Origin of the sequence: Enterobacter sp. 50793107 (assembly GCF_001463365.1) — a bacterium.
Classification (GTDB): Bacteria; Pseudomonadota; Gammaproteobacteria; order Enterobacterales; family Enterobacteriaceae; genus Enterobacter; species Enterobacter cloacae.
Window position 1 is genome coordinate 1 of record NZ_LNII01000163.1, and the last position, 18,855, is coordinate 18,855.

Consider the following 18,855-nt stretch of genomic DNA (forward strand, 5'->3'; position numbering starts at 1 on the left):
CTTCGGCTTCGCGGAGAATACTGATGATCTGTTCGTCGGAAAAACGCTTCTTCATGGGGATGTCCTCATGTGGCTTATGAAGACATTACTAACATCGGGGTGTACTAATCAACGGGGAGCAGGTCAAGAAAACTATATTGACTGGGTGGGGTATTCCCAAACTAACGGCTTATCTCACCACATACAAGATTTTGACATTCTCTTTGACGACAAGGAAAACAATGAATAATAAAACTATGGACATCGTGAACATCGTGAACACCCTAATTAACTCTTTCCACGACATTTGGCATTTACCAGCCCTGCGGCTTGTTAATAAGGCGTGGCGTGAGAGAACGCCCTCCGCGCTTCTGGAAGCGATACAATACACTGAACAGGCAATTACCGCCCTTGAACACTGGAGCGCTGCTGTAGAGCACCTGGTGCAGATGAACGGGGATACCGTCACCGTGGATCAGGCGTGGCGCATTGCCAATGATATGGAGGAGCTTGCCCTCGCTATGGAACACATCACCGTTGAACTCGGAGAGCTTGCCATCCAGATCGCGGAAGAATGCGCATAACATAAAAGTTACGAAATGTCTTGACTTATTGTGCTATTTGTGTCATAATTAGAGTTATAGGGTAAGAATTCGAATCACTTCTCCCTCCTGAATGCCGTTTCCCATAGCGGCACTCTTTCCATCTGAATTTTCTCTCTGAAAGTGTTGGTTCTTTCTTCTTTGTCTTGTTTAGTTCCGAAGGAATGCGCGGGATGTAATGTCTCGTTGTGTTGGTATTGCATCGCAATCACCGCGCATCTCCGACTTTTTCAGAAAGAGCATTCGCTCTTTGCTCATTCATTCCGTTAGGATGAATGTAGTCAGACTGAATAAATGCCGTCAGTGGTCGTTACGTTCAGGCTGGCAATCTCTTATTACTATTCCAGTGGTGATATTGAGATTCCATTCCCACTTCTCGCCATGACAGAAGGGCTTCTGTTTTGAGGTGGGAGCAATGACGGGCGATCCTTCTTCTGTTATTCATAACAGTTGCGCCCTTCATTTTTTTAAAGAAACCATTCTTTAACATCATAATCCTCCGAAACGAAAATGACGTTAAACAATGCTTTCTAACAAGGGCATACTCTCCAGGGGCTTAATCGCCCCTTTTTAACAACTTGCGTTAACACTTTCGTTATTAATGAAAAGATGAACGCAGTCACAACGCGAAGGAAACAAAAATAGATGTTTCTACTTAATAACAAATCGCGTGTACTCAAATATAAAAATGATGTTCTCACCGTCAATCCTCAAATGATTGAGATGGTGGCTCAGTATGCTGGTTGTTCGGTTGATGAAGTGATCAAAGCGATGGATACGTATTTTCCTGACGAATCACCAAAACAAGAAACCACTATTCAGGATTTGATTGCACGTAAAGTAAATAAGGAATCAACCAAACAATGATTATTGACCTATCAGAAGTCTTTCCGGTACGTAAAAGCTACACAGATATTGTGAGTGCTGCGACCGACAATTTTGCAGCAGTAGACAGTAAAGTGTTCGCTTCTCTTCCTGCTGATGTGCAGTGCGGCGATGTGCTCGATAGCACTGGCGCTCTCTATACCTCTGGGAATGTGGCTTATGTCGTCGTGTCCGACTTCGTTCAAGCTGGAAGTAATAAGCCTGTGAACGTCCTACGCGCCCCCAACGTTGGATCATACGTTGCCCTCAAGAGCGACAATCTCAACGCAGCTAACCACGCAGCAGCGATCAGCGCATTACAGGCGCAAGGCTTCGCCACTCGTGAATTTTTCACCTCTTAAGCAAGGAAGATAAATAATGATTATTGGAAACGAGCGTATCGACCTTTCCCCATTATTCCAACTAACCAGCACCAGAAATTTCCTACTCAGTTCTCTAAATCTCTTTGATGGTGTGGGCGTTTCTTCTCATAAAGTTAGTGTGTCCCGTCTGCTGGAAGATAACACCAGCCTGTTCAACCAGCCTACGGCGCGTTTCTCAAACGAGCATAACACCACGCAGCGTCAGAGCGGCAAAGAATGGCTAATCGAGCTTCCGTATTTCCTTCGTGAAGATCTGATCACTCCGTCAGATATTCAGGGCAAGCGTAAGCCAGGAAGCGATATTCAAGAAACAGTGACGGACATTTACAGCGATTACATGGGTAAACACGCTGTAGCGTTTATGCGAACCCGTGAAAGTTACCTCGCACGATCACTCTTCTCTGGTCAGGTGTATACACCTAAGACAGACGATCTGTTAATCGACTTTGGCGACCTGTTCGGCGTAGCCCCGATGAATGCCACTCTTGATCTGTCAGCTACAGATAGCAGCACTCTACGTGCGATTGACGACATGGTGAGTCAAATCACCGAAGCGGCACAAGGTATGGCGTCACAGGTAGAGAGGATTATCGTTTTCGCCAAGGGTGGGTTCTATAGCGATCTGCGTTTCAGTCCTGCGATGGAGGCGGCTTTCCGCTATGTCAGCCCACTTGATGAAGGGAACGTAGTTTTCCAGCATCGTGACCTCCTGCCAGGCGTGAGCACTTTCAGTATTCCAGGCACGAATTGCGATGTTGTGAAAGTAACTGATCCGCTGCTACTTGCACAAATGGGTGATGCCGACGCTATCGCCATCCCGCAATTCGCTAAGGGAAGTGGTATTTACACCAATATCTACGGCGCGGCTTCGTCAACGTTCGAACTCCTTAATGCTGCACCTGCGGAAGTTTATAGCTGGAGCTTCGAAAGTGAGCGCGGAAACACGATCAACGTGATCTCGGAAAACTCAGCACTGCCAGTTAACCACGGCCTGAACTTCTCCGTTCACATTAAAGCCTCAGAATAACGAGCGATAGACGGTAGTTCTTCCCGTCTGGAAATAAAGAAGAACTTTAATCAGGGGCGTAGGGAACTGGAACACGCAAAGCAAATGCGCCAGCCCTTGCCCCTTTTTATTTCCAGAATAATGAGGAAAGATGAAATTGGAACTTATCCTAAAGAGTCGAGGCTTGCATTTACAACTAAATGATACAAATGCCGAGCAACTACTGAATTTAGCAGCCGTATCGAGAGCGCTTGATGTGAGCTATTCACATTTAAGACAACTTATTTTCAAGGGAATGAGTGTATCAGATGCACTTAATTATCTTGTGAACGAAAAGAAAGGGTGTGAATAATCATGCTTGAAATCCACACAAGTTCTATCAAGAACACGGTGAAATTTAGTGTTGATCGTAATTCAATGAAAGAAGCTATGGACGCTTTCGATCAAATTCAGAAGAAAGCCAAAGGCATTAAAGACCCTACGTTGAACATGAAAAGATTCAGCCAGGGGCTAAAATCTGCTGAAAGGGAACTCGATAAGCTGAATAAGAAAGCGTCAAAGCCTCGTAATAGCGATGAACGAGAAAAGGCAAGGGCAGCTAAGGCGCAAGCCCGTGTAGAGGCTCAGGCAGCGAAAGAGGCCGCAAGAAACGCACAGCGCCGTGAACGGGCTGAATTGAAGCTACTGGACACTGCCAGCAGCTTTAAAAGTATGCAGCACCTTACCAATGTTGAGCTTACACAGGCCGCGCTTGCAGCGTCACGGATCACTAAAGCCTATGCAGCAGGTACTATCTCTCTACAACGCCAGAACAGCGAGATTAAGCGCTTGCAGCAGAGCTACAGACGCATTAACGCAGAGCGTAGGGCAGCGGCAAAAGCGGGAGGGGCTAACGTTCTTGGTGGCGGTGGTAAGGCTACAGGGGCGATCTCTGGCTCTCTGATGGGCTTAGGCACTGGTGCGCTGGCTGGCGCTGGTATCGGGGCGGCGGCTTACGGTGCTTATTCATGGGGTAGAGATGCTGTAACAGCCCAGGAAGAGCGCAGCGAGATTGTGCAACGTGCCAGATTGGGCGGTGTGGATTACAACTTTCTGCAATCGTTAGGCCAGTTTGCACAAGCTAACGGGATTGATTCCGGTATCGGTACGCAGGGAGCCAGAAAAAACTTGGATGTTGCAAAAGATGTGTCCGAGAAACTCGCAGACGGTGCGCTGAATGCGAAACGTAATAAACAGGGTGAATGGACAGGAGCACCAACAGGCATTAACACTGCTTTGAACATGGGGTATACGCCTGAACAGCTTAAAGAATGGGCTAAAAATCCGTTTGGTTTTGTCTCTTCATACACCAACACAATGCAATCTAAAGGATTGAGTGAACAGGAAATTTTGCACAATCTCGAAGACCTCGGGGACGATCTCGGGCTTTACGCCAAAGCCTTTATGAACGGTGGTAAGGCACTCACTGATCAGGTGGACGTGCTCAAGCGTAATGGTCAGTGGTTGAACCAGGAGCAGCAGGATCAGCTTGTAGCCTACCGTAAGTTTAACCAGGAACTTAGCATTCTATCCGATAGCCAGAAGCTGGCATTCTTCGAAGGGTTTATGTCAGAGATTGACCCTGAAACCATGCGAGAGTTTAAGGAAGCTATGCAGGAGGCGTTACCTTTCTTCAAGGGAGCAGGGGCAGCAGCCGGTGATCTTGTATCCGGCTTGATTAAGCTAACCAACTGGATCACAGGTAAGCTGAATCTCCTGAACGGTGACAACACTACTAAAGAGGCGGTGAGCCAGCATTACGGCACAACGTCAGCACCTGCACAACCTGGGAGTAATCCAGTGGCTAACGCCTACGGAGCCAGCCAGCCTAAAGCAGACGGCACACATGAGCATAATGTATTCGACACAGTGCGCGAATGGTGGAACGGTACGAGCGGGGCGCAGGACGTTACCAGTTACGCGCAGAGCACCAACGGAGATTACTCTCCTGTTTCGATGTTGAAACAGAGTGCAGCAGCGCCAGTTAAGCCAGCCAGTGCGCCGATCATGCAGCCTGTAGTGTTGCAGAATCAGCTACCGGAAGGGCTTATCCATCTAACTATTTCTCCTGATCCGACATTTGGAAACATGCTTAATGCTACCGTTGATCAGCGTATCAGTGATAACAATCAGCGTATGGTGCTGGCTGTTTCATCTGGACAAGGGACGGGGGGCTAAATGGCAACACCTGGAAGTTTAACTATCGGGGGCAGCGATGCCTCCCGTATCAATTCAACCTCGAATAGTAATAATAGCAGTGCTACCCGCACCAAAGGTGAAAACGGATTCACCATCCTGGCATCTGTATATAATTCGTCCTCAGATAGCTACATTCAAAACTATCAAGCGATAGTTTTTGATGCTGTGACGGACACGGGAGTCCGTAGACAGGCTGATATTACCAGCTATCCCGTTGAGAGCGGGGCAGAGGTGAGCGATCACGTTCAGATTAAGAATAATACATTCAAGCTATCGGGGATTATTTCCGAAACTCCGGTGAGGCTGGAAAAGGATTTGTTATACAGCGCTGGTGTGAATGGCACTCGTATCAGTCAAGCTATCGAATACCTCGATAAGATGTTTGACAGTCGCCAGCCCATCACATTAGTGACAGAGCACAAAGTGTACGAGAATGTTATTCTCTCCGGCATTTCCTACGATTATAAATCTGAATACGCGATGCAATTCGATCTTGAATTTGAACAGATCAGACTTGTTAGCAAAGCTACAGTTAATGTTATCGCGACTAAAACGCAGGGAAATAAATCTGTAGGCGGTACGGTGAAACAGAAGGTAGTGAACAATGCACCTAAGAAAACCGAGGGTGATACGGTTACTACGGAGTTTAAGAAATAAGGGGCTTACGCCCCTTTTTTCGTTTCTGGAAAGATGATTTCTGGATAATCCACCATTTCCACATAGTCGGATAGCTCTTTCATGGAACACCCCGCGCTGTAGGTCTTGAATGCTTCTGTAGAAGCGGCTTGTGAAGAGTGCCCCGTGATATATCCGATCCGTTGTTCGGGTACTCCGGCACGGTCGAGACACGTGATAAAATGCCCCCTCAAACTGTGAAAGCACTGACGGTCTGTAGCCATAGGCACTACGCGACGCCGTAAGCGGGTGAATGCCTGGGAATAGAATGGTCCTTTCTTACCGTCTTTGCGTTCAATCTTGTTAGCCTGTGGTAACAGGTAATCTCCAGTGTTCAAACTCAGATAATAATCCACCATGCCGATCAGAAAAGCATGGATAGGAATGTGTCTAATCCCTGCCTTCGTCTTGGATTTGCTAATGTAGAATGTCCGTATCCCTTCCACCATAACGATCTCTTCTTTCTTCAAGCTGGCTATTTCGTCCAGCCTTGCACCAGAGAACAAACCGATCAGAATAACTGCTCGTAGCTCTTCGTCTGCTTCGTTGAGTAGTGTAGATAGCTGATGCCATTCAAACGGCTGATAGCTTTCAATTGTGCGCCGCGCTTCAAGGTTGTGACCATGAAACGGATTTAGGGGGGCTATAGCGTCATAGCGGCGTTTGGCGAACTCGTAGAGGCTACCTAACGATGTAAGCCAGTTTTGCACGGTCTGGGGCGCTACATCGCGTTTCTGCTGCTCTTCTATGAAGTCTGTAACTAATCGGCGTCCAATCTGATCCAGGCTGATATCAACTTTCCCAATACTCTGGAGAAACACCTCAACGGCTCGCGCCGATTTGCTCAGTGTGGAGAATGATCTCCGATCCTGGTAGGCAGTAGCGTATTCATCTCGTAAGAAGCACAGGTGAGGAATCGAACTGGCTCGCTCTTCAATCAATGGTTTATTCTTGTTCTTCCTGATTTGAGAGTGCAGGGAAGTGATCGCAAGCTGAATACGCTTATCCTCAGTATCAGGCTTGAACTGTTCTTTAAGGTTGTTCCACTCTACCAGCATGTGGTTACGGAAGTGACGCGCCTTGTAGATATCTCTTGTCCCTGTACTTTTCCGATACAGGCGCTTCCCGCCGAACATGTGACGCATATAAGACGGGATGTAGATTTGAAACTGCCATACACCGTCCGGTGAAAGATAAAGATACTCCTGGCCCTTGATTGTCATGAGACTGATCCTCTAAAATCTCGCAATCAAGTATCAATAATAGTTACTATGTTGATTCGATGATCGTCGCGTTGCGGAAATTATGAAACAGAGTTTCGATTCCCTTCGCCCGCTCCAGACCTTTCTTAAAGACTAAATCCTAAGCGACTCTGTTTAAAGCTTTCTGGCTGATTTACTTACTGTAAGCAATTTTGAACATCGCACTGCCATCCAGCATTCTCGCTAAATAGCAGTCCGACGTTTTTGACGTTAACCCTTTATTTTTAGTTCCTTGATACGGAAATCATTTCCCATACTGGCTGACACATGGCTGACTACCGCGAGTTCAGCCTGACTGCCCGTGGCTTTGAATTTTCCACTCAGGGTTACCCATTCATTTGCCTGCTTCAGTTCCAGGGGGGCGGAAATGTCTTTGCCATCAGCACGCAGCGAAACCTTTGGCGCTTCATATTTTCCTATGATGCGCGCAATTTTCACCGTCCAGGTATATTCATGCCCGGCAGTCAGACCTGTCAGCGTCTTTTTGAGGATCTCACCGGCATGGTTTTTATTAGGTCTGGTAATAAACTCGACGGCGCGGGTGCTGGTGTCAACCAGGTAAAGATCGTGCCCGGCAGGTCCGGCCTGCCAGTTATTCCAGTTATCGCGCTCAAAGTTGGTTAAATCTTCAAACGGAGCTGCCGCCGCGGCGGAAATATCCGCCTCGCGATACACTTCAACGCTGAATTCACCGGCGTTGTCTTTGTACTGGTCTTTGCCATCGGCAAAAATCAGTGTCAGCGCCCCTTCAGCAGGAACCGACCAGCGGTATTTATGATTACCAACCGGATAATTTTCGTTACCAATGCGTGCCTGAAGCGAAGGATTGCGTAACGTTAGCGTTTCACCCTCTCGGGGAATACGCCCCTGTGGTGCGGTAAGCGCAAAATTTTCACTTCCATTCCTGGCCCAACCACTGGCCAGAATAGTAATTATCTCTCCCGCTTTGAGGGCAACTCCTGTATTTGTCCCTTCGGCATTTTTTGCGTCAACTTTTCCTGACCAGATTAAATTTTCGCTCATGTCTGACTCCTGTGACAGCGTGGCGAAGAATTTCGCCATTGAAAGATAGTCCTTACGAAATGCGTGATTTAAGTCACTCAGTTCTGCTAACCGCCTGATAATTTGAATAAATAAAATCCTGAGAAGCACGAACTTCTCATCATCATTACCCGGTTGTTATCGGCAGGAATGAGAATAGTCAGGTGGTATATACAATTCAAAACGCTAAAAGCTTTATTAAGGGTTGCGATTTTGTAATCAATTAAAAATATTAAAATAATTATCGCTGAATTAGGAATAATCTTAAGCAATAAGAGGGTGAGTGCAGGGTTTTTAAATCGTTTATTCTCCCCATTGTTTACGTTGATATTCATGTAAGCACTTCAGGAAATCGGGCATACTTATCACGTGTCATGCGGGTAAAGTTCAAAAATAAACAAATCATCTTTTTACGTATGCCATACCCTCTGATATACCTTCATTCCCTCATACCAGTCTGAGTGATGGCCGCTGTGGTCTATACTGGCCATTATCGAATACCCAAAGGTGGTGTCATGCATATATTGCCTCCTGTTCGCCCTGAACACTCCATTGAACGCCTGACGGCGGTACTTGAACCCATTGCGGAAAAAGTGAAGCTCGCGCCGCGTAAGCGGATTACCTGGAAACATAAAGGCCGCCAGCAAATGTATCTTTTTCAGGAAGGAGAGCTTTCTTTGCTGCGGGCATCTGACGGGTTGCTGTTAGTTAGCGTTTTTGAGCCTCATCTGTTCGGCATTGCCGAGATGATCCAGCCGACGCAAGGACATATACTACGCGCAGAACGGGAGTCTCTGATTTTGCGTGCTGATGCAGATGAAGCCGCCGCGCGATTTCGTGAACAGGGCGTCTGGGAGGATGTGGCAGCCTTGCTGTCGTACCATACGGCCTATCTCATTTATCGTGATGCCCAGGTTGTGCAGCAGCGCACCTATTCCGTGATTCGCAGCTATCTGCAGGAGATGATATTACTGCCTGATGAGGTGCGGATGCGAATAACTATTCTGGAATATATTCAGGATCGTACGCTTCTTTCCCGCAGCAGTATTCTCAATGTATTATCTGCACTTAAGCAAGGTAAATATATCGCGTTCAAACGTGGCGGATATTTACTGGAGGTAGGGCATTTGCCAGAGTCATTTTAAAATTTAAAAATAAACAGAAAATGATTTCGCGATCGTCGTGTTTGTCGATATCGTTTGCTCACTGAAATATTCAACAGAGTAAACGGGATTTCTATGAAAAAGACACTTGTTGCATTAATTCTGGCTAACGCTTTTACCGCAACGTCTGCATTTGCAGCGGCAGATACAGGCACCTGGTATAGCGGTGCTAAATTCGGCTGGTCACACTATTTTGACGCCAACACCGGCTCGAAAGCGAGCGATAATAATAATGGCTCGAACCAGTATAATATCGATCATGATAATGTCGGTGGTGGGGTATACGCGGGTTATCAGATGACTCCGTGGCTGGCACTGGAAGGCGGGTACGATTATTTAGGCAATATGCAGATTAAAGGCAAACATAGCGCGGGGGCACAAATGAAAAGCCAGGGGCTACAGATGTCCTTAAAAGCCAGCTATGCCGTGACCGACAGCTGGGATATCTATGGTCGTGCCGGGGCGATGGCCTATCGTGCTGAATCTGATGTAAGTGGTCACAATCGTTTTGAAACAGGCGTTCGCCCGCTTGCCGCAGTCGGGACGGAGTATGCGTTTAACAAAAATTTAGCGGGCCGTCTGGAATATCAATGGGTAAGCAACGTGGGTAATGCCAACCAGATTGGCGTCAGCAGCGACGTAAGCTCTGTGACTGCAGGTCTGACATGGCGATTTGGACAGCACGATTAATCTTTGCCATCCTTTCCGTTACAAAAGCCCGACTGTTCAGCAGTTGGGCTTTTGGCATTTAACCGGTGACTAAAGGTTGAAGGACAATGTTAATCTTTTGCAGTCCCGTGACGTTTTTATCTTTCAGGTACTGCTGATTAACCATTTCCAGCTGCTCAAGTTTAGTCAGCGAGGCGAAGACCGGCTGAACAGGGCTATCTTCGGTAAAAATATCTTTCGCGGTAGTCTGTTGTAAATAATCTGATTTCAACTGCGCTGTTAAACGGTCGATCTGAACTTTATTTTCCTGATACAGCGCAGCGATATGCGATGCCGGAATTTCTGGCGGTTTTTCTCCGGGTAAAACTAATGGGATCTGCAGATGATGGATTTGTTCAACCTTATCAGGCGCAGAAGCGCTGCAGGCGGTTAATAAACTGAGGCTGAGCAGAGTCAGTAATAATGACCGTTTCTTCATGGGGGACTCGTGTTAAATAAGCAGAGCGGACATTATCGTAAACAACCGATACATCTTCAGATTAAACTTGTTTAATTTTAAATATCCCGGCGGGAATAATCAGCCAGGCTGACGCAGCCACCCCGTCTGCGTCAGTCATGCACGCAGGGGAAACAATCCGGCAAGAAAACGCTATACGTTATAGCCATCAGGATCCCGTAAGGCTATGCTTCATTCAGCACGATAATAATTACAGAGGCAATGTCATGGATAAAGAACTACTGGATGCGGGTTACCGGGCCTATACCGGGGAGAAAATTGACGTCTACTTCAATACCGGGATCTGCAAACACTCCGGTAACTGCGTTCGCGGCAGCGCAAAGCTGTTTAATCTGAAACGTAAACCGTGGATCATTCCTGATGAAGTGGACGTGGAAACCGTTGTACGCGTGATTGATACCTGCCCGAGCGGTGCGCTGCAGTATCGCCAAAAATAAGCGAGGAACCATGGATATTCTGGAAGGCCATAACAAGTTTTATGTAAACGATGCGAACGGCAATCAGGTTGCAGAGATTGTCTTCGTGCCCACAGGTGAGCATCTGAGTATTATTGAGCACACTGATGTCGATCCGAGCCTGAAGGGGCAAGGGGTTGGTAAGCAGCTGGTGGCGAAGGTGGTGGAGAAAATGCGCGGTGAGAATCGCAAAATTATCCCGCTGTGCCCGTTTGCAAAGCATGAGTTTGATAACACGCGGGAATATGACGATATTCGGGCGTAAAACACACCGGCGATGGCCGGTGTTTTTTTATCTCACCTGCTCCAGCAGCAATCCCAGCGCGATCGCCACCATAATCCCCCCTGAGGCCATGCTCACCGCACGTGCCGCCTGCGGACGGGTCGCCAGCACCGCTTTCGAACCATACCCCACCAGCAAATAGACCAGTGTGCAGGTGATAAGATGCATCACACCCAAGGCTGACATCTGCGTGGCAATCGACCAGCTTCCCTTTGGATCGGTAAACTGCGGAAGCAACGCCAGAAACAGTAAGAAGACTTTTGGGTTGAGCCCGCTGATACATAATCCCTTCACCGCCCACTGTTTCCAGTTTCCTGCATGCTGCACGGTGCTTTCCGGCGCAGCAGGATGGCGTAACAGCGTGATGCCGAGCCACAGCAGATAAACCGCCCCCGCAATTGTCAGCCCTGATAATGCCAGTGGATGTTGAGCAATCAACACACCCACGCCCGCCACTACGACCAGCGTGGCGAGCAGATGCCCGGACATCAGCCCCATCACCGCCGGCACTACGCGCCGCCCGTTGATCCCGGCGCTGATCGCATAGGCCCAGTCTGCACCCGGTGTCATGATGAGCAGGAAGGACACCACCCAAAAACCGGCCACAATACTCATTTCCATCGTCTGTGAAACTCCTGTACCTGAATTACCCGGAGAGAAAGAATATCGGTATCGGTACGAAATGAGTTTTCAATGTTATGCTCATAAAACGCTAAAATTGAGAAAATCTTCCATATGGATAGCATTGATCGAAAAATTCTTGCTGAACTGCAGGCTGATGGCCGTTTATCTCTTACGGAGCTGGCGGAGCGGGTGAACCTGAGCCTCTCTCCGTGTCACCGACGCGTACGTGCGCTGGAGCAGAGCGGAGCCATTACGGGGTATCGCGCCAATCTCGATCCCGCCAAAATGGGGTTTAATTTCCTGGCGATTGTGTTTGCCACCCTGAAAGAGGGTGATAAGAAAGCGGTCAGCGCGTTCGAAGAGGCGGTGGAAGAGATCCCGCAAATCGTGCTGGCCCAGCGATTATTTGGTGATCCCGACTACCTGATGCATGTTGTCACCCGCGATCTGTCGGCTTTTCAGAAACTGTATGACGAGAAACTTTCTGCCATGCCAGGCGTACAGCATCTTCGCTCTACGCTGGTGATGAAAACGGTCGTGCAGGACAGACCGTTTCCACTGTAAAAATCAGACGCGCCCGGCAGAAGGCCGGGCACGCGAGGGTTAGCCGACAAACATCACCGACACGCACAGCACGCCAACAATCAGCGTGAGCAGGCTGCCAATGGAGCGATACGGCTTCAGGGCGGGGATCAGGTAGGTCGACAGCGTCGGCATGATAAACAGGATCATGGCGATAAGCGGACCGCTGATGGCGTAAATCATCGAAATGGCGTTCGGGTTAATGCAGCAGACCGCAAAGGTGATCAGCGACACGCCCAGAATAGAAATCGCACGGTTAAAGGCGCGGCTCTTCTTCACGCCGACCTGATTCAGCGACGACTTCACGATTTCCGTCGCCCCTTCAATCACCCCAAAATAGGTGCCCAGGAACGATTTCGACATGGCAATAATCGCCACAATAATGCCGGAAATGCCGAGCCAGGCCGGAGAAGAGGGCATCATCGACAGCGCTGACAGGATCGTCACCCCTTGCTCTTTTGCGGTCACAATATAGGACGGCGGAATCGAGAGCAGGCAACTGAACACAAAGAACAGCACGCTCAGGCAGATGATCAGATACGCCACCTTCATGATTTTCTTGCACTTGTCCATGGCTGCGTCACCGAACTTCTCGCGGCGATCGACGGCAAAGGTGGAGATAATCGGCGTATGGCTAAACGCGAACACCATCACCGGGATTGAGATCCACACCTGATGCAAAGTGTGGCGATCAAACGCCATCTGGCTGGTGAGCAGTGAGGGTTGCCAGCTGCCGGTCAGGTACAGGGAGACAAACAGGAAATAGGCGATCAGCGGAAACACCAGGAAGCCCATCACTTTGATCGTGATATGTCGCCCCATCAGGAAGATAAGATTCAATACCAGTACCACGCCAAAACTGACCAGCACGCGAGTGGCGGTATCCACCGTCATCCTTTTTGCCAGTTGCTCGGTTAATGAATTGGTGATGGCCACGGCGTAAATCTGCACCACCACGAAGAAGGCGATGAAATAGAGCGTGGTGATCAGATTCCCGATTTTCCTGCCGTAGTAGTGGGAGACCGCGCCGGTGATCCCTTCATTGCCTTTCGTTTTTGACGACAGGATAAATTGCGCCAGCGCTTTATGCGGCCAGTAGGTTAATGGGTAGGCCACAAGGGCGGTAATGAACAGGACAATAGCGCCTGCGGAGCCCAGCTGGATGGGCAAGAACAGCGTTCCTGCGCCCACGGCCGTGCCATAGAGAGCGAAACTCCACAGAGTCTCATCTTTTGACCAAATTTTCGACATTAGAGCAACGTATCAACTAGCAAACCATTCAGAATGGAGTGCAATTTACCATAGTTATGCGTTGAGAGCGCAGTTGCTTCGACGGAGTTTGGCCGGACCAGTCGTCCGGCCAGAGGGGAGTTAGCCCGCCAGGGCGCGTCGCTGCTGACGGCGCTTCAGGAATTTCTCACGTAACGTGTCATACGCCCAGTTGTAGAACATGGTGTAGGGCAGGAAGAACAGGAAGAAACCTATTTCCAGCGTGAATGCCTGTAGCAGCGTGACGCCCAGAACCGCGGCGACAATCGACACGCCAATCACGATAAACCCACATTCGAACCCCAGGGCATGCATCGCGCGGACTTTTGCCGTGCGTTTTACGCGCTGGACAGGCCAGAAACGGTCGAAACCGAAGTTATAAATAATGTTCCAGAGCATGGCCGTGGTGGCGAGGATAATGGTCAACCCACCCATCTCCACCACGGAACGCTGCATCAGCCACGCTGCCGTTGGGGCGAGGATCGCTGTGGCAATCCCCTCAAAGCAGACCGCGTGGAAGATCCGCTCCGGCAGTTTACGTTGGAGTGCATCCTGATGTTGCATAGCTTTCGACCTCGTTAATTCGCCGGTATGGGCGTTGATGGCGCCTATTTTTATCGCTAAAGGTGATATATTAAAGATGGTATCCATCGATAAAGTAGATAGGTTATGCGCTACTCACCTGAAGCCCTTACCGCGTTTGTTGAAACCGTGGCAGCGGGCTCTTTCTCTGCTGCCGCACGGCGGCTGCGTAAAAGCCAGTCAACAATCAGCACCTCGATTGCCAATCTTGAAGCAGACCTCGGCTTTGATCTTTTCGACCGTTCGGCGCGCCAGCCGGTGTTAACCGCTCAGGGAGAGCAGGTGCTGGGCTATGTCCAGGCGATCCTCGCCGCCAGCACGCGGCTGGACGAACTGGCGGTATCGTTGACCGCGCAAACGGAGGCGCGCCTGACGTTTGTCCTCTCTGATACGCTTAACCCGGACGTGCTGGAAGATCTGATGAACCAGTTTGACCAGCGTTTTCCCCATACGGAATTTGAGTGCCTGATTGGCGAGGAAGAGGACGTCATCGATCTGCTGCAAAAGGAGAGGGCGCAGGTTGGCCTGACGGAGGCGCGTGACGCTTACCCGACCGATATCGGCGTCACCCGGCTGCCGATGCAAACCCGGATGGCGATTTATGTCGCGACCACGCATCCTCTGGCCGGGCAACATGAAGTGCAGGCCGATGAGCTGCACGGCTGGCGGGAACTGCGGCTCAGCACCTACCTTGAGCGTGAGGCAACGCTCGCCCGGGGGCCGGTCTGGTCGGCACCGAATTACCTGTTACTGCTGAGTATGGCGGTGCAGGGATTTGGCTGGTGCGTGTTGCCGTGTGCGCTGGTGGAAGAATTTGCCGCCGCGAAATCGCTGGTGCAGTTGAATGTCCCTGGCTGGCCTCGCGCGATCGGTATTGATTTGCTGTGGAATAAACGATCCCCTCCCGGCGTCGCCGGAAGCTGGCTGCGGCAGTATCTGCAGGACGCACGCTGATCCTTGTGATTAAACTCACTATTTTTAAACAATTAAGATAAATGCCAGTAACAATCCTCTACTATCGTCATGTCCTTTAACGCAGAGGTGGTGATGAAAGATGTCGTTATAGTGGGTGCGTTGCGTACAGCTATCGGCTGTTTTCAGGGAGCGCTGGCGCGTCACTCGGCTGTTGAACTGGGTAGCGTAGTGGTTAAAGCGCTGGTGGAGCGCAGCGGGATCCCGGCACATGAAGTCGATGAGGTGATCCTCGGACAGGTCCTGACGGCCGGCGCCGGGCAAAACCCTGCCCGTCAGGCGGCGCTAAAAGGCGGCCTGCCCAACACCGTCTCGGCAATCACCATCAACGACGTCTGTGGCTCAGGGTTAAAGGCGCTGCATCTTGCCACGCAGGCCATCCAGTGTGGTGAAGCGGATGTGGTCATTGCCGGTGGGCAGGAGAACATGAGCCGCGCGCCGCATGTCCTCACCGACAGCCGCACCGGCGCGCAGCTGGGTAACAGCCAGTTGCTCGACAGCCTGGTGCATGACGGGCTGTGGGACGCGTTTAATGATTATCATATGGGCGTGACGGCGGAAAACCTGGCGCGTGAGTACGGTATAAGCCGTGAGCTGCAGGATGCTTACGCGTTGAGCTCGCAGCAGAAAGCGCGTGCCGCGATTGATTCCGGGCGTTTTCGCGATGAAATTGTCCCGGTGTGCACCCAGCGTCAGAACGGTCAGACGATTGTCGTCGACACCGATGAGCAGCCGCGAACCGATGCCAGCGCAGAAGGGCTGGCCATGCTCAATCCTGCTTTTGAAACGCAAGGGTCGGTCACGGCGGGAAATGCCTCTTCGATTAACGACGGTGCGGCGGCGGTGATGATGATGAGCGAAAGCAAAGCGCAGGAACTGGATCTCCCCGTGCTGGCCCGGATTAAGGCGTTTGCCAGCGTGGGGGTTGATCCGGCATTAATGGGGATCGCGCCGGTGTATGCGACCCGCCGCTGCCTGGATCGCGCGGGCTGGCAGCTTTCCGATGTGGATCTGATTGAAGTCAACGAGGCCTTTGCCGCGCAGGCGATCTCAGTGGGCAAAATGCTGGAGTGGGATCCGCTGCGGGTGAATGTCAACGGCGGTGCGATTGCGCTCGGTCATCCCATCGGTGCTTCCGGCTGCCGCATTCTGGTATCGCTGGTTCACGAGATGAAAAAGCGTAACGCCCGTAAAGGCATTGCCACGCTCTGTATCGGCGGTGGGCAAGGAGTAGCGCTGGCTATCGAACGTTAATCCCTTCCTTCATAAAAAAACCTCCCGATGGGAGGTTTTTTTATGCGCGTTATTCCTGCCTGACGTGATCTCCCTCCATTAATTTCGCCTAAATCCCACTTGTTTGTTGACGTGTATCACGCCGATTTGTACCGAAAAAAATGAAACAAATAATTACGATCTTGCTCACTAAAATAGCATTTATTAAAAAATAAACTGCCATTTCATAAAAATGAAACGTTATTTTAATTGAGGGTTTTTGTCATGTTTAACAAATCTCTGGTTGTAGCTTCTCTTATTGGTACTTCTTTCGCCGCGCAGGCGGTGACCGTCGATCTGCGTCATGAATACATCGACAACGGCGCAAATGCAGACCGTGTTTCAGTCTCGCATCGCTTTGCGAATGGCGTCGGTTTTTCTGTAGAAGCGAAATGGAAATCGGGTGGCGATAGGGCCGACCAGCCGTTTGCGGATGTGGTGGGTAACGGTCATGAAGATCAAATTAGCTGGCGCTGGAAAGCGACAGAGAATATTGCGCTGACTCCCGCGTTCACGCTTGAGAGTAACGACAGCCGTACCATTTATAAACCGAACCTGCACATGCAATACAGTTTCGATAATGGCTTTTACGTGGCCGCGCGCTACCGTTATGAATATACCCGTTATCCGTCGAGCTCTAATAAAGACGATGACAAAGTTAACCGTGGTGATGCCTGGGTCGGCTGGGTCATGGGAGACTGGCGTACCGAACTGAATTATGTTTATGCAAAAAGTACGGAAGGGATGGTCCGTAATAATAATAAAGATTATTCCACCGAATATAACGCGAAGCTGGCGTATAAATGGGATAAAAACTGGGCGCCGTATGTTGAGGTGGGTAATGTGGGTGTAAAAGAGAGCGATGAACGTCAGACCCGCTTCCGTTTAGGCGTGGCGTATTCCTTCTGATATTTCCCTCCAGGCCCGGTGAGCGCAGCGTCACCGGGCAAAACGTTCAGAGCAAAAAAAGCCCTCCGTAAGGAGGGCAAGGCCAGTTACAGAAACACATTTTTAAATCATGCAGACAACATATCCGGTTGCGCGGGGAGTTTCGCAATATAGAGGGCAGGTTTACCGTCTTTATCGGAACTGAATAGCACCGCTTTCTCGTCCGGTGTAAAGGAGGGATGCGGATGGGTGACCTGGCGGCTATTTTCTACCGTCGCCCAGGAGGTATCATGACGGGCGATGCGATAGTAGCGCTTTTTGGCCACGTCAAAGGCGTAGAGATAGGGATCGTTATCGATGGTGTAACCGTGGGTGTCTTTCACATCCACCGGTGTGCCGGAACCGTCGCCTACCAGTAACGTGCCGTCGAAATTACTCATCAAATGTGAACAGGATGGCATCTGCATTATCGTCTCATTTACGCCGGTTTGTGGATCGAAGCGGCAGATGGAACGACCCTGCTGGCCTTTCAGATACGAGACGTATACCAGCGCGGAGCCATCCGGGACCCAGAATTCGTGGGTACAGCTTTCACCTTGTGCATGGGTTTTGACTTTACGTATGTCGGTGCCATCTTCGTTGACCAGCCACATCCGGGCATCGACCAGATCGTGTGGTCCCTCGTGACAAAACGCCACCGTATGGTCATCAAACGGACGATAGATAGGATGCCCCAGCCACTTCTTCTCTTCATGAATGATTGAGCTCTCGCCGGTTTTCAGATCCACGCGCAGCAGCCGGCAGTGTGGCCCTTTATGGAAGAAGTCGTGGAAAATTTGCCAGTCGTTCAGCGGCGTCCAGTCGCGTTTCGCAATTTCAATGCCCACAAGGCTGGTGCAGTCGCTGTTCGCCACCCAGGTGCCGTAACCGACCCAGTCATCCGGGACGCGGTACACTTCACGCTCTGCCCGTGTCTCAAGAGAGACCTCCATAAGCGTGCGATCGTTCTTCACATAGTAGAAGGCGCGATCGTCCGGGGAGAGAAATCCGCCAAAGGTGTTATCGCCTGCGCCCTCTGTCAGCTGTACGGCTTCGGCGTTCTGCAGATCCAGCAGGTAATAGTTCCAGTGACCATCGAACGCTCCGGCGAACAGCAGATGACTGCCGTCATTAAAGAAGCACTTCTGGTAAAAGTAATTGCGATGACATGTTACTTCAGGCGGGGTCAGACGCGTGACTTCGACGCCTGTATCCGGATCCCGGCCGATCTCGTAGTTCAGCTTGACCCGCATACCTTTAGCCATAATGCGCTCCTTTCGGCAATAAAAATAAGATTAAAAAGTGGGTGTTAAATTATCAAAACGCCGTTTTATTTAGTGTGACTTATCGCGCAGTTTGTCAGTTTGAGTGAGGTGAAGCGGCGAATCCTGACGCTTCCGTGATCGGAACACCATTTCTGGTATAAAGAATCACAAAAAATGAAACGATGTTTTAAATGTAATTGAAAACCCCATTATGGGCGTTTACAC

The 18,855-nt window shown here is 50.0% G+C and carries 23 protein-coding genes; 16 read left to right on the top strand and 7 right to left on the bottom strand.

Annotated elements, in window-relative coordinates; translation table 11 throughout:
• The 8 genes from APU11_RS28695 to APU11_RS22885 form a co-directional block, all read left to right on the top strand.
• Nucleotides 1-229, top strand: a 229-nt coding sequence (locus APU11_RS28695) for a hypothetical protein (RefSeq protein WP_204375979.1), incomplete at its 5' end; no start/stop codon positions are given.
• Complete coding sequence (locus tag APU11_RS22855) at nucleotides 222-563, top strand: hypothetical protein (protein ID WP_057059861.1); 342 nt, start codon at nucleotides 222-224, stop codon at nucleotides 561-563. The genes APU11_RS28695 and APU11_RS22855, both read left to right, overlap by 8 nt.
• 663 nt (nucleotides 564-1,226) lie before the next feature.
• Nucleotides 1,227-1,448, top strand: a complete 222-nt coding sequence (locus APU11_RS22860) for a hypothetical protein (protein ID WP_023304372.1) — start codon at nucleotides 1,227-1,229, stop codon at nucleotides 1,446-1,448.
• Entirely contained in the window at nucleotides 1,445-1,807 is a 363-nt protein-coding gene (locus APU11_RS22865; RefSeq protein ID WP_045623265.1) for a hypothetical protein, read from the top strand. Before APU11_RS22860 ends, APU11_RS22865 begins: the two co-directional genes overlap by 4 nt.
• Before the next feature lie 16 nt (nucleotides 1,808-1,823).
• The gene (locus APU11_RS22870) at nucleotides 1,824-2,855 is read left to right on the top strand and encodes a major capsid protein (RefSeq protein ID WP_045623267.1); all 1,032 of its coding nucleotides are present in this window, start codon (nucleotides 1,824-1,826) and stop codon (nucleotides 2,853-2,855) included.
• A gap of 130 nt (nucleotides 2,856-2,985) precedes the next feature.
• Nucleotides 2,986-3,186 carry a hypothetical protein gene (locus APU11_RS22875; protein ID WP_225561446.1) on the top strand — a complete coding sequence of 67 codons (201 nt, stop codon included), beginning with the start codon at nucleotides 2,986-2,988 and terminating at the stop codon, nucleotides 3,184-3,186.
• Nucleotides 3,187-3,188: 2 nt separating this feature from the next.
• Nucleotides 3,189-5,051, top strand: coding sequence for a hypothetical protein (locus tag APU11_RS22880; RefSeq protein ID WP_225561447.1), 1,863 nt, complete (start codon nucleotides 3,189-3,191; stop codon nucleotides 5,049-5,051).
• Nucleotides 5,052-5,729, top strand: coding sequence for a phage baseplate protein (locus tag APU11_RS22885; protein ID WP_045623271.1), 678 nt, complete (start codon nucleotides 5,052-5,054; stop codon nucleotides 5,727-5,729).
• Nucleotides 5,730-5,734: 5 nt separating this feature from the next.
• Here APU11_RS22885 and APU11_RS22890 read toward each other — a convergent pair whose 3' ends face one another.
• Both APU11_RS22890 and APU11_RS22895 read right to left on the bottom strand, forming a co-directional pair.
• Complete coding sequence (locus tag APU11_RS22890) at nucleotides 5,735-6,970, bottom strand: tyrosine-type recombinase/integrase (protein WP_045350901.1); 1,236 nt, start codon at nucleotides 6,968-6,970, stop codon at nucleotides 5,735-5,737.
• Between the two features lie 249 nt (nucleotides 6,971-7,219).
• Nucleotides 7,220-8,161, bottom strand: a complete 942-nt coding sequence (locus APU11_RS22895) for a LecA/PA-IL family lectin (RefSeq protein WP_230202357.1) — start codon at nucleotides 8,159-8,161, stop codon at nucleotides 7,220-7,222.
• Between the two features lie 404 nt (nucleotides 8,162-8,565).
• Here APU11_RS22895 and APU11_RS22905 point away from each other — a divergent pair, with 404 nt between their 5' ends.
• A complete protein-coding gene (locus tag APU11_RS22905; RefSeq protein WP_058650435.1) occupies nucleotides 8,566-9,195 on the top strand; it encodes a helix-turn-helix domain-containing protein in 630 nt (209 codons plus the stop codon).
• A 93-nt stretch (nucleotides 9,196-9,288) separates the two neighbouring features.
• Entirely contained in the window at nucleotides 9,289-9,903 is a 615-nt protein-coding gene (locus tag APU11_RS22910) for an outer membrane beta-barrel protein (protein ID WP_013098588.1), read from the top strand.
• 58 nt (nucleotides 9,904-9,961) lie between these two features.
• On the opposite strand, the gene APU11_RS22915 is transcribed toward APU11_RS22910, so the two are convergent.
• Nucleotides 9,962-10,360 carry a hypothetical protein gene (locus tag APU11_RS22915; RefSeq protein ID WP_013098587.1) on the bottom strand — a complete coding sequence of 133 codons (399 nt, stop codon included), beginning with the start codon at nucleotides 10,358-10,360 and terminating at the stop codon, nucleotides 9,962-9,964.
• 245 nt (nucleotides 10,361-10,605) lie between these two features.
• Between APU11_RS22915 and yjdI the strand changes: the two genes are divergently transcribed.
• Together yjdI and APU11_RS22925 are read left to right on the top strand one after the other, a co-directional pair.
• Nucleotides 10,606-10,836: a 4Fe-4S mono-cluster protein YjdI gene (gene yjdI / locus APU11_RS22920; RefSeq protein WP_013098586.1), complete on the top strand. Its 231-nt coding sequence runs from the start codon at nucleotides 10,606-10,608 to the stop codon at nucleotides 10,834-10,836.
• A 10-nt stretch (nucleotides 10,837-10,846) separates the two neighbouring features.
• A complete protein-coding gene (locus tag APU11_RS22925; RefSeq protein ID WP_013098585.1) occupies nucleotides 10,847-11,119 on the top strand; it encodes a GNAT family N-acetyltransferase in 273 nt (90 codons plus the stop codon).
• Nucleotides 11,120-11,146: 27 nt separating this feature from the next.
• On the opposite strand, the gene APU11_RS22930 is transcribed toward APU11_RS22925, so the two are convergent.
• The gene (locus APU11_RS22930) at nucleotides 11,147-11,758 is read right to left on the bottom strand and encodes a LysE family translocator (RefSeq protein WP_020687110.1); all 612 of its coding nucleotides are present in this window, start codon (nucleotides 11,756-11,758) and stop codon (nucleotides 11,147-11,149) included.
• A gap of 114 nt (nucleotides 11,759-11,872) precedes the next feature.
• On the opposite strand from APU11_RS22930, the gene APU11_RS22935 reads away from it, so the two are divergent.
• Nucleotides 11,873-12,325 (top strand): Lrp/AsnC family transcriptional regulator, encoded by a 453-nt coding sequence (locus tag APU11_RS22935; protein WP_013098583.1) that lies wholly within the window; start codon nucleotides 11,873-11,875, stop codon nucleotides 12,323-12,325.
• Nucleotides 12,326-12,364: 39 nt separating this feature from the next.
• On the opposite strand, the gene APU11_RS22940 is transcribed toward APU11_RS22935, so the two are convergent.
• Together APU11_RS22940 and APU11_RS22945 are read right to left on the bottom strand one after the other, a co-directional pair.
• Nucleotides 12,365-13,594 (bottom strand): amino acid permease, encoded by a 1,230-nt coding sequence (locus APU11_RS22940; protein WP_023620440.1) that lies wholly within the window; start codon nucleotides 13,592-13,594, stop codon nucleotides 12,365-12,367.
• A 120-nt stretch (nucleotides 13,595-13,714) separates the two neighbouring features.
• Nucleotides 13,715-14,176: a multidrug/biocide efflux PACE transporter gene (locus APU11_RS22945; RefSeq protein WP_038983886.1), complete on the bottom strand. Its 462-nt coding sequence runs from the start codon at nucleotides 14,174-14,176 to the stop codon at nucleotides 13,715-13,717.
• A gap of 105 nt (nucleotides 14,177-14,281) precedes the next feature.
• On the opposite strand from APU11_RS22945, the gene APU11_RS22950 reads away from it, so the two are divergent.
• The 3 genes from APU11_RS22950 to APU11_RS22960 all read left to right on the top strand — a co-directional run bounded on the left by APU11_RS22950 (nucleotide 14,282) and on the right by APU11_RS22960 (nucleotide 17,347).
• The gene (locus APU11_RS22950) at nucleotides 14,282-15,148 is read left to right on the top strand and encodes a LysR family transcriptional regulator (protein ID WP_013098580.1); all 867 of its coding nucleotides are present in this window, start codon (nucleotides 14,282-14,284) and stop codon (nucleotides 15,146-15,148) included.
• A gap of 93 nt (nucleotides 15,149-15,241) precedes the next feature.
• Nucleotides 15,242-16,420, top strand: a complete 1,179-nt coding sequence (locus APU11_RS22955) for an acetyl-CoA C-acetyltransferase (RefSeq protein ID WP_023620438.1) — start codon at nucleotides 15,242-15,244, stop codon at nucleotides 16,418-16,420.
• A gap of 243 nt (nucleotides 16,421-16,663) precedes the next feature.
• The gene (locus APU11_RS22960) at nucleotides 16,664-17,347 is read left to right on the top strand and encodes a porin (protein WP_038983884.1); all 684 of its coding nucleotides are present in this window, start codon (nucleotides 16,664-16,666) and stop codon (nucleotides 17,345-17,347) included.
• 107 nt (nucleotides 17,348-17,454) lie between these two features.
• Here the strand turns inward: APU11_RS22960 and APU11_RS22965 are convergent, their stop codons facing one another.
• Nucleotides 17,455-18,630, bottom strand: a complete 1,176-nt coding sequence (locus APU11_RS22965; protein WP_029883167.1) for an oligogalacturonate lyase family protein — start codon at nucleotides 18,628-18,630, stop codon at nucleotides 17,455-17,457.
• Between the last annotated feature and the right edge of the window lie 225 nt (nucleotides 18,631-18,855).

Excerpts from the sequence above, each read along its gene's own strand:
- APU11_RS22855 (WP_057059861.1), top strand. The coding sequence starts at position 222 with ATGAATAATAAAACTATGGACATCGTGAACATCGTGAACACCCTAATT.
- APU11_RS22860 (WP_023304372.1), top strand. The coding sequence starts at position 1,227 with ATGTTTCTACTTAATAACAAATCGCGTGTACTCAAATATAAAAATGAT.
- APU11_RS22865 (WP_045623265.1), top strand. The coding sequence starts at position 1,445 with ATGATTATTGACCTATCAGAAGTCTTTCCGGTACGTAAAAGCTACACA.
- APU11_RS22870 (WP_045623267.1), top strand. The coding sequence starts at position 1,824 with ATGATTATTGGAAACGAGCGTATCGACCTTTCCCCATTATTCCAACTA.
- APU11_RS22875 (WP_225561446.1), top strand. The coding sequence starts at position 2,986 with ATGAAATTGGAACTTATCCTAAAGAGTCGAGGCTTGCATTTACAACTA.
- APU11_RS22880 (WP_225561447.1), top strand. The coding sequence starts at position 3,189 with ATGCTTGAAATCCACACAAGTTCTATCAAGAACACGGTGAAATTTAGT.
- APU11_RS22885 (WP_045623271.1), top strand. The coding sequence starts at position 5,052 with ATGGCAACACCTGGAAGTTTAACTATCGGGGGCAGCGATGCCTCCCGT.
- APU11_RS22890 (WP_045350901.1), bottom strand. The coding sequence starts at position 6,970 with ATGACAATCAAGGGCCAGGAGTATCTTTATCTTTCACCGGACGGTGTA.
- APU11_RS22905 (WP_058650435.1), top strand. The coding sequence starts at position 8,566 with ATGCATATATTGCCTCCTGTTCGCCCTGAACACTCCATTGAACGCCTG.
- APU11_RS22910 (WP_013098588.1), top strand. The coding sequence starts at position 9,289 with ATGAAAAAGACACTTGTTGCATTAATTCTGGCTAACGCTTTTACCGCA.
- APU11_RS22915 (WP_013098587.1), bottom strand. The coding sequence starts at position 10,360 with ATGAAGAAACGGTCATTATTACTGACTCTGCTCAGCCTCAGTTTATTA.
- yjdI (WP_013098586.1), top strand. The coding sequence starts at position 10,606 with ATGGATAAAGAACTACTGGATGCGGGTTACCGGGCCTATACCGGGGAG.
- APU11_RS22925 (WP_013098585.1), top strand. The coding sequence starts at position 10,847 with ATGGATATTCTGGAAGGCCATAACAAGTTTTATGTAAACGATGCGAAC.
- APU11_RS22930 (WP_020687110.1), bottom strand. The coding sequence starts at position 11,758 with ATGGAAATGAGTATTGTGGCCGGTTTTTGGGTGGTGTCCTTCCTGCTC.
- APU11_RS22935 (WP_013098583.1), top strand. The coding sequence starts at position 11,873 with ATGGATAGCATTGATCGAAAAATTCTTGCTGAACTGCAGGCTGATGGC.
- APU11_RS22940 (WP_023620440.1), bottom strand. The coding sequence starts at position 13,594 with ATGTCGAAAATTTGGTCAAAAGATGAGACTCTGTGGAGTTTCGCTCTC.
- APU11_RS22945 (WP_038983886.1), bottom strand. The coding sequence starts at position 14,176 with ATGCAACATCAGGATGCACTCCAACGTAAACTGCCGGAGCGGATCTTC.
- APU11_RS22950 (WP_013098580.1), top strand. The coding sequence starts at position 14,282 with ATGCGCTACTCACCTGAAGCCCTTACCGCGTTTGTTGAAACCGTGGCA.
- APU11_RS22955 (WP_023620438.1), top strand. The coding sequence starts at position 15,242 with ATGAAAGATGTCGTTATAGTGGGTGCGTTGCGTACAGCTATCGGCTGT.
- APU11_RS22960 (WP_038983884.1), top strand. The coding sequence starts at position 16,664 with ATGTTTAACAAATCTCTGGTTGTAGCTTCTCTTATTGGTACTTCTTTC.
- APU11_RS22965 (WP_029883167.1), bottom strand. The coding sequence starts at position 18,630 with ATGGCTAAAGGTATGCGGGTCAAGCTGAACTACGAGATCGGCCGGGAT.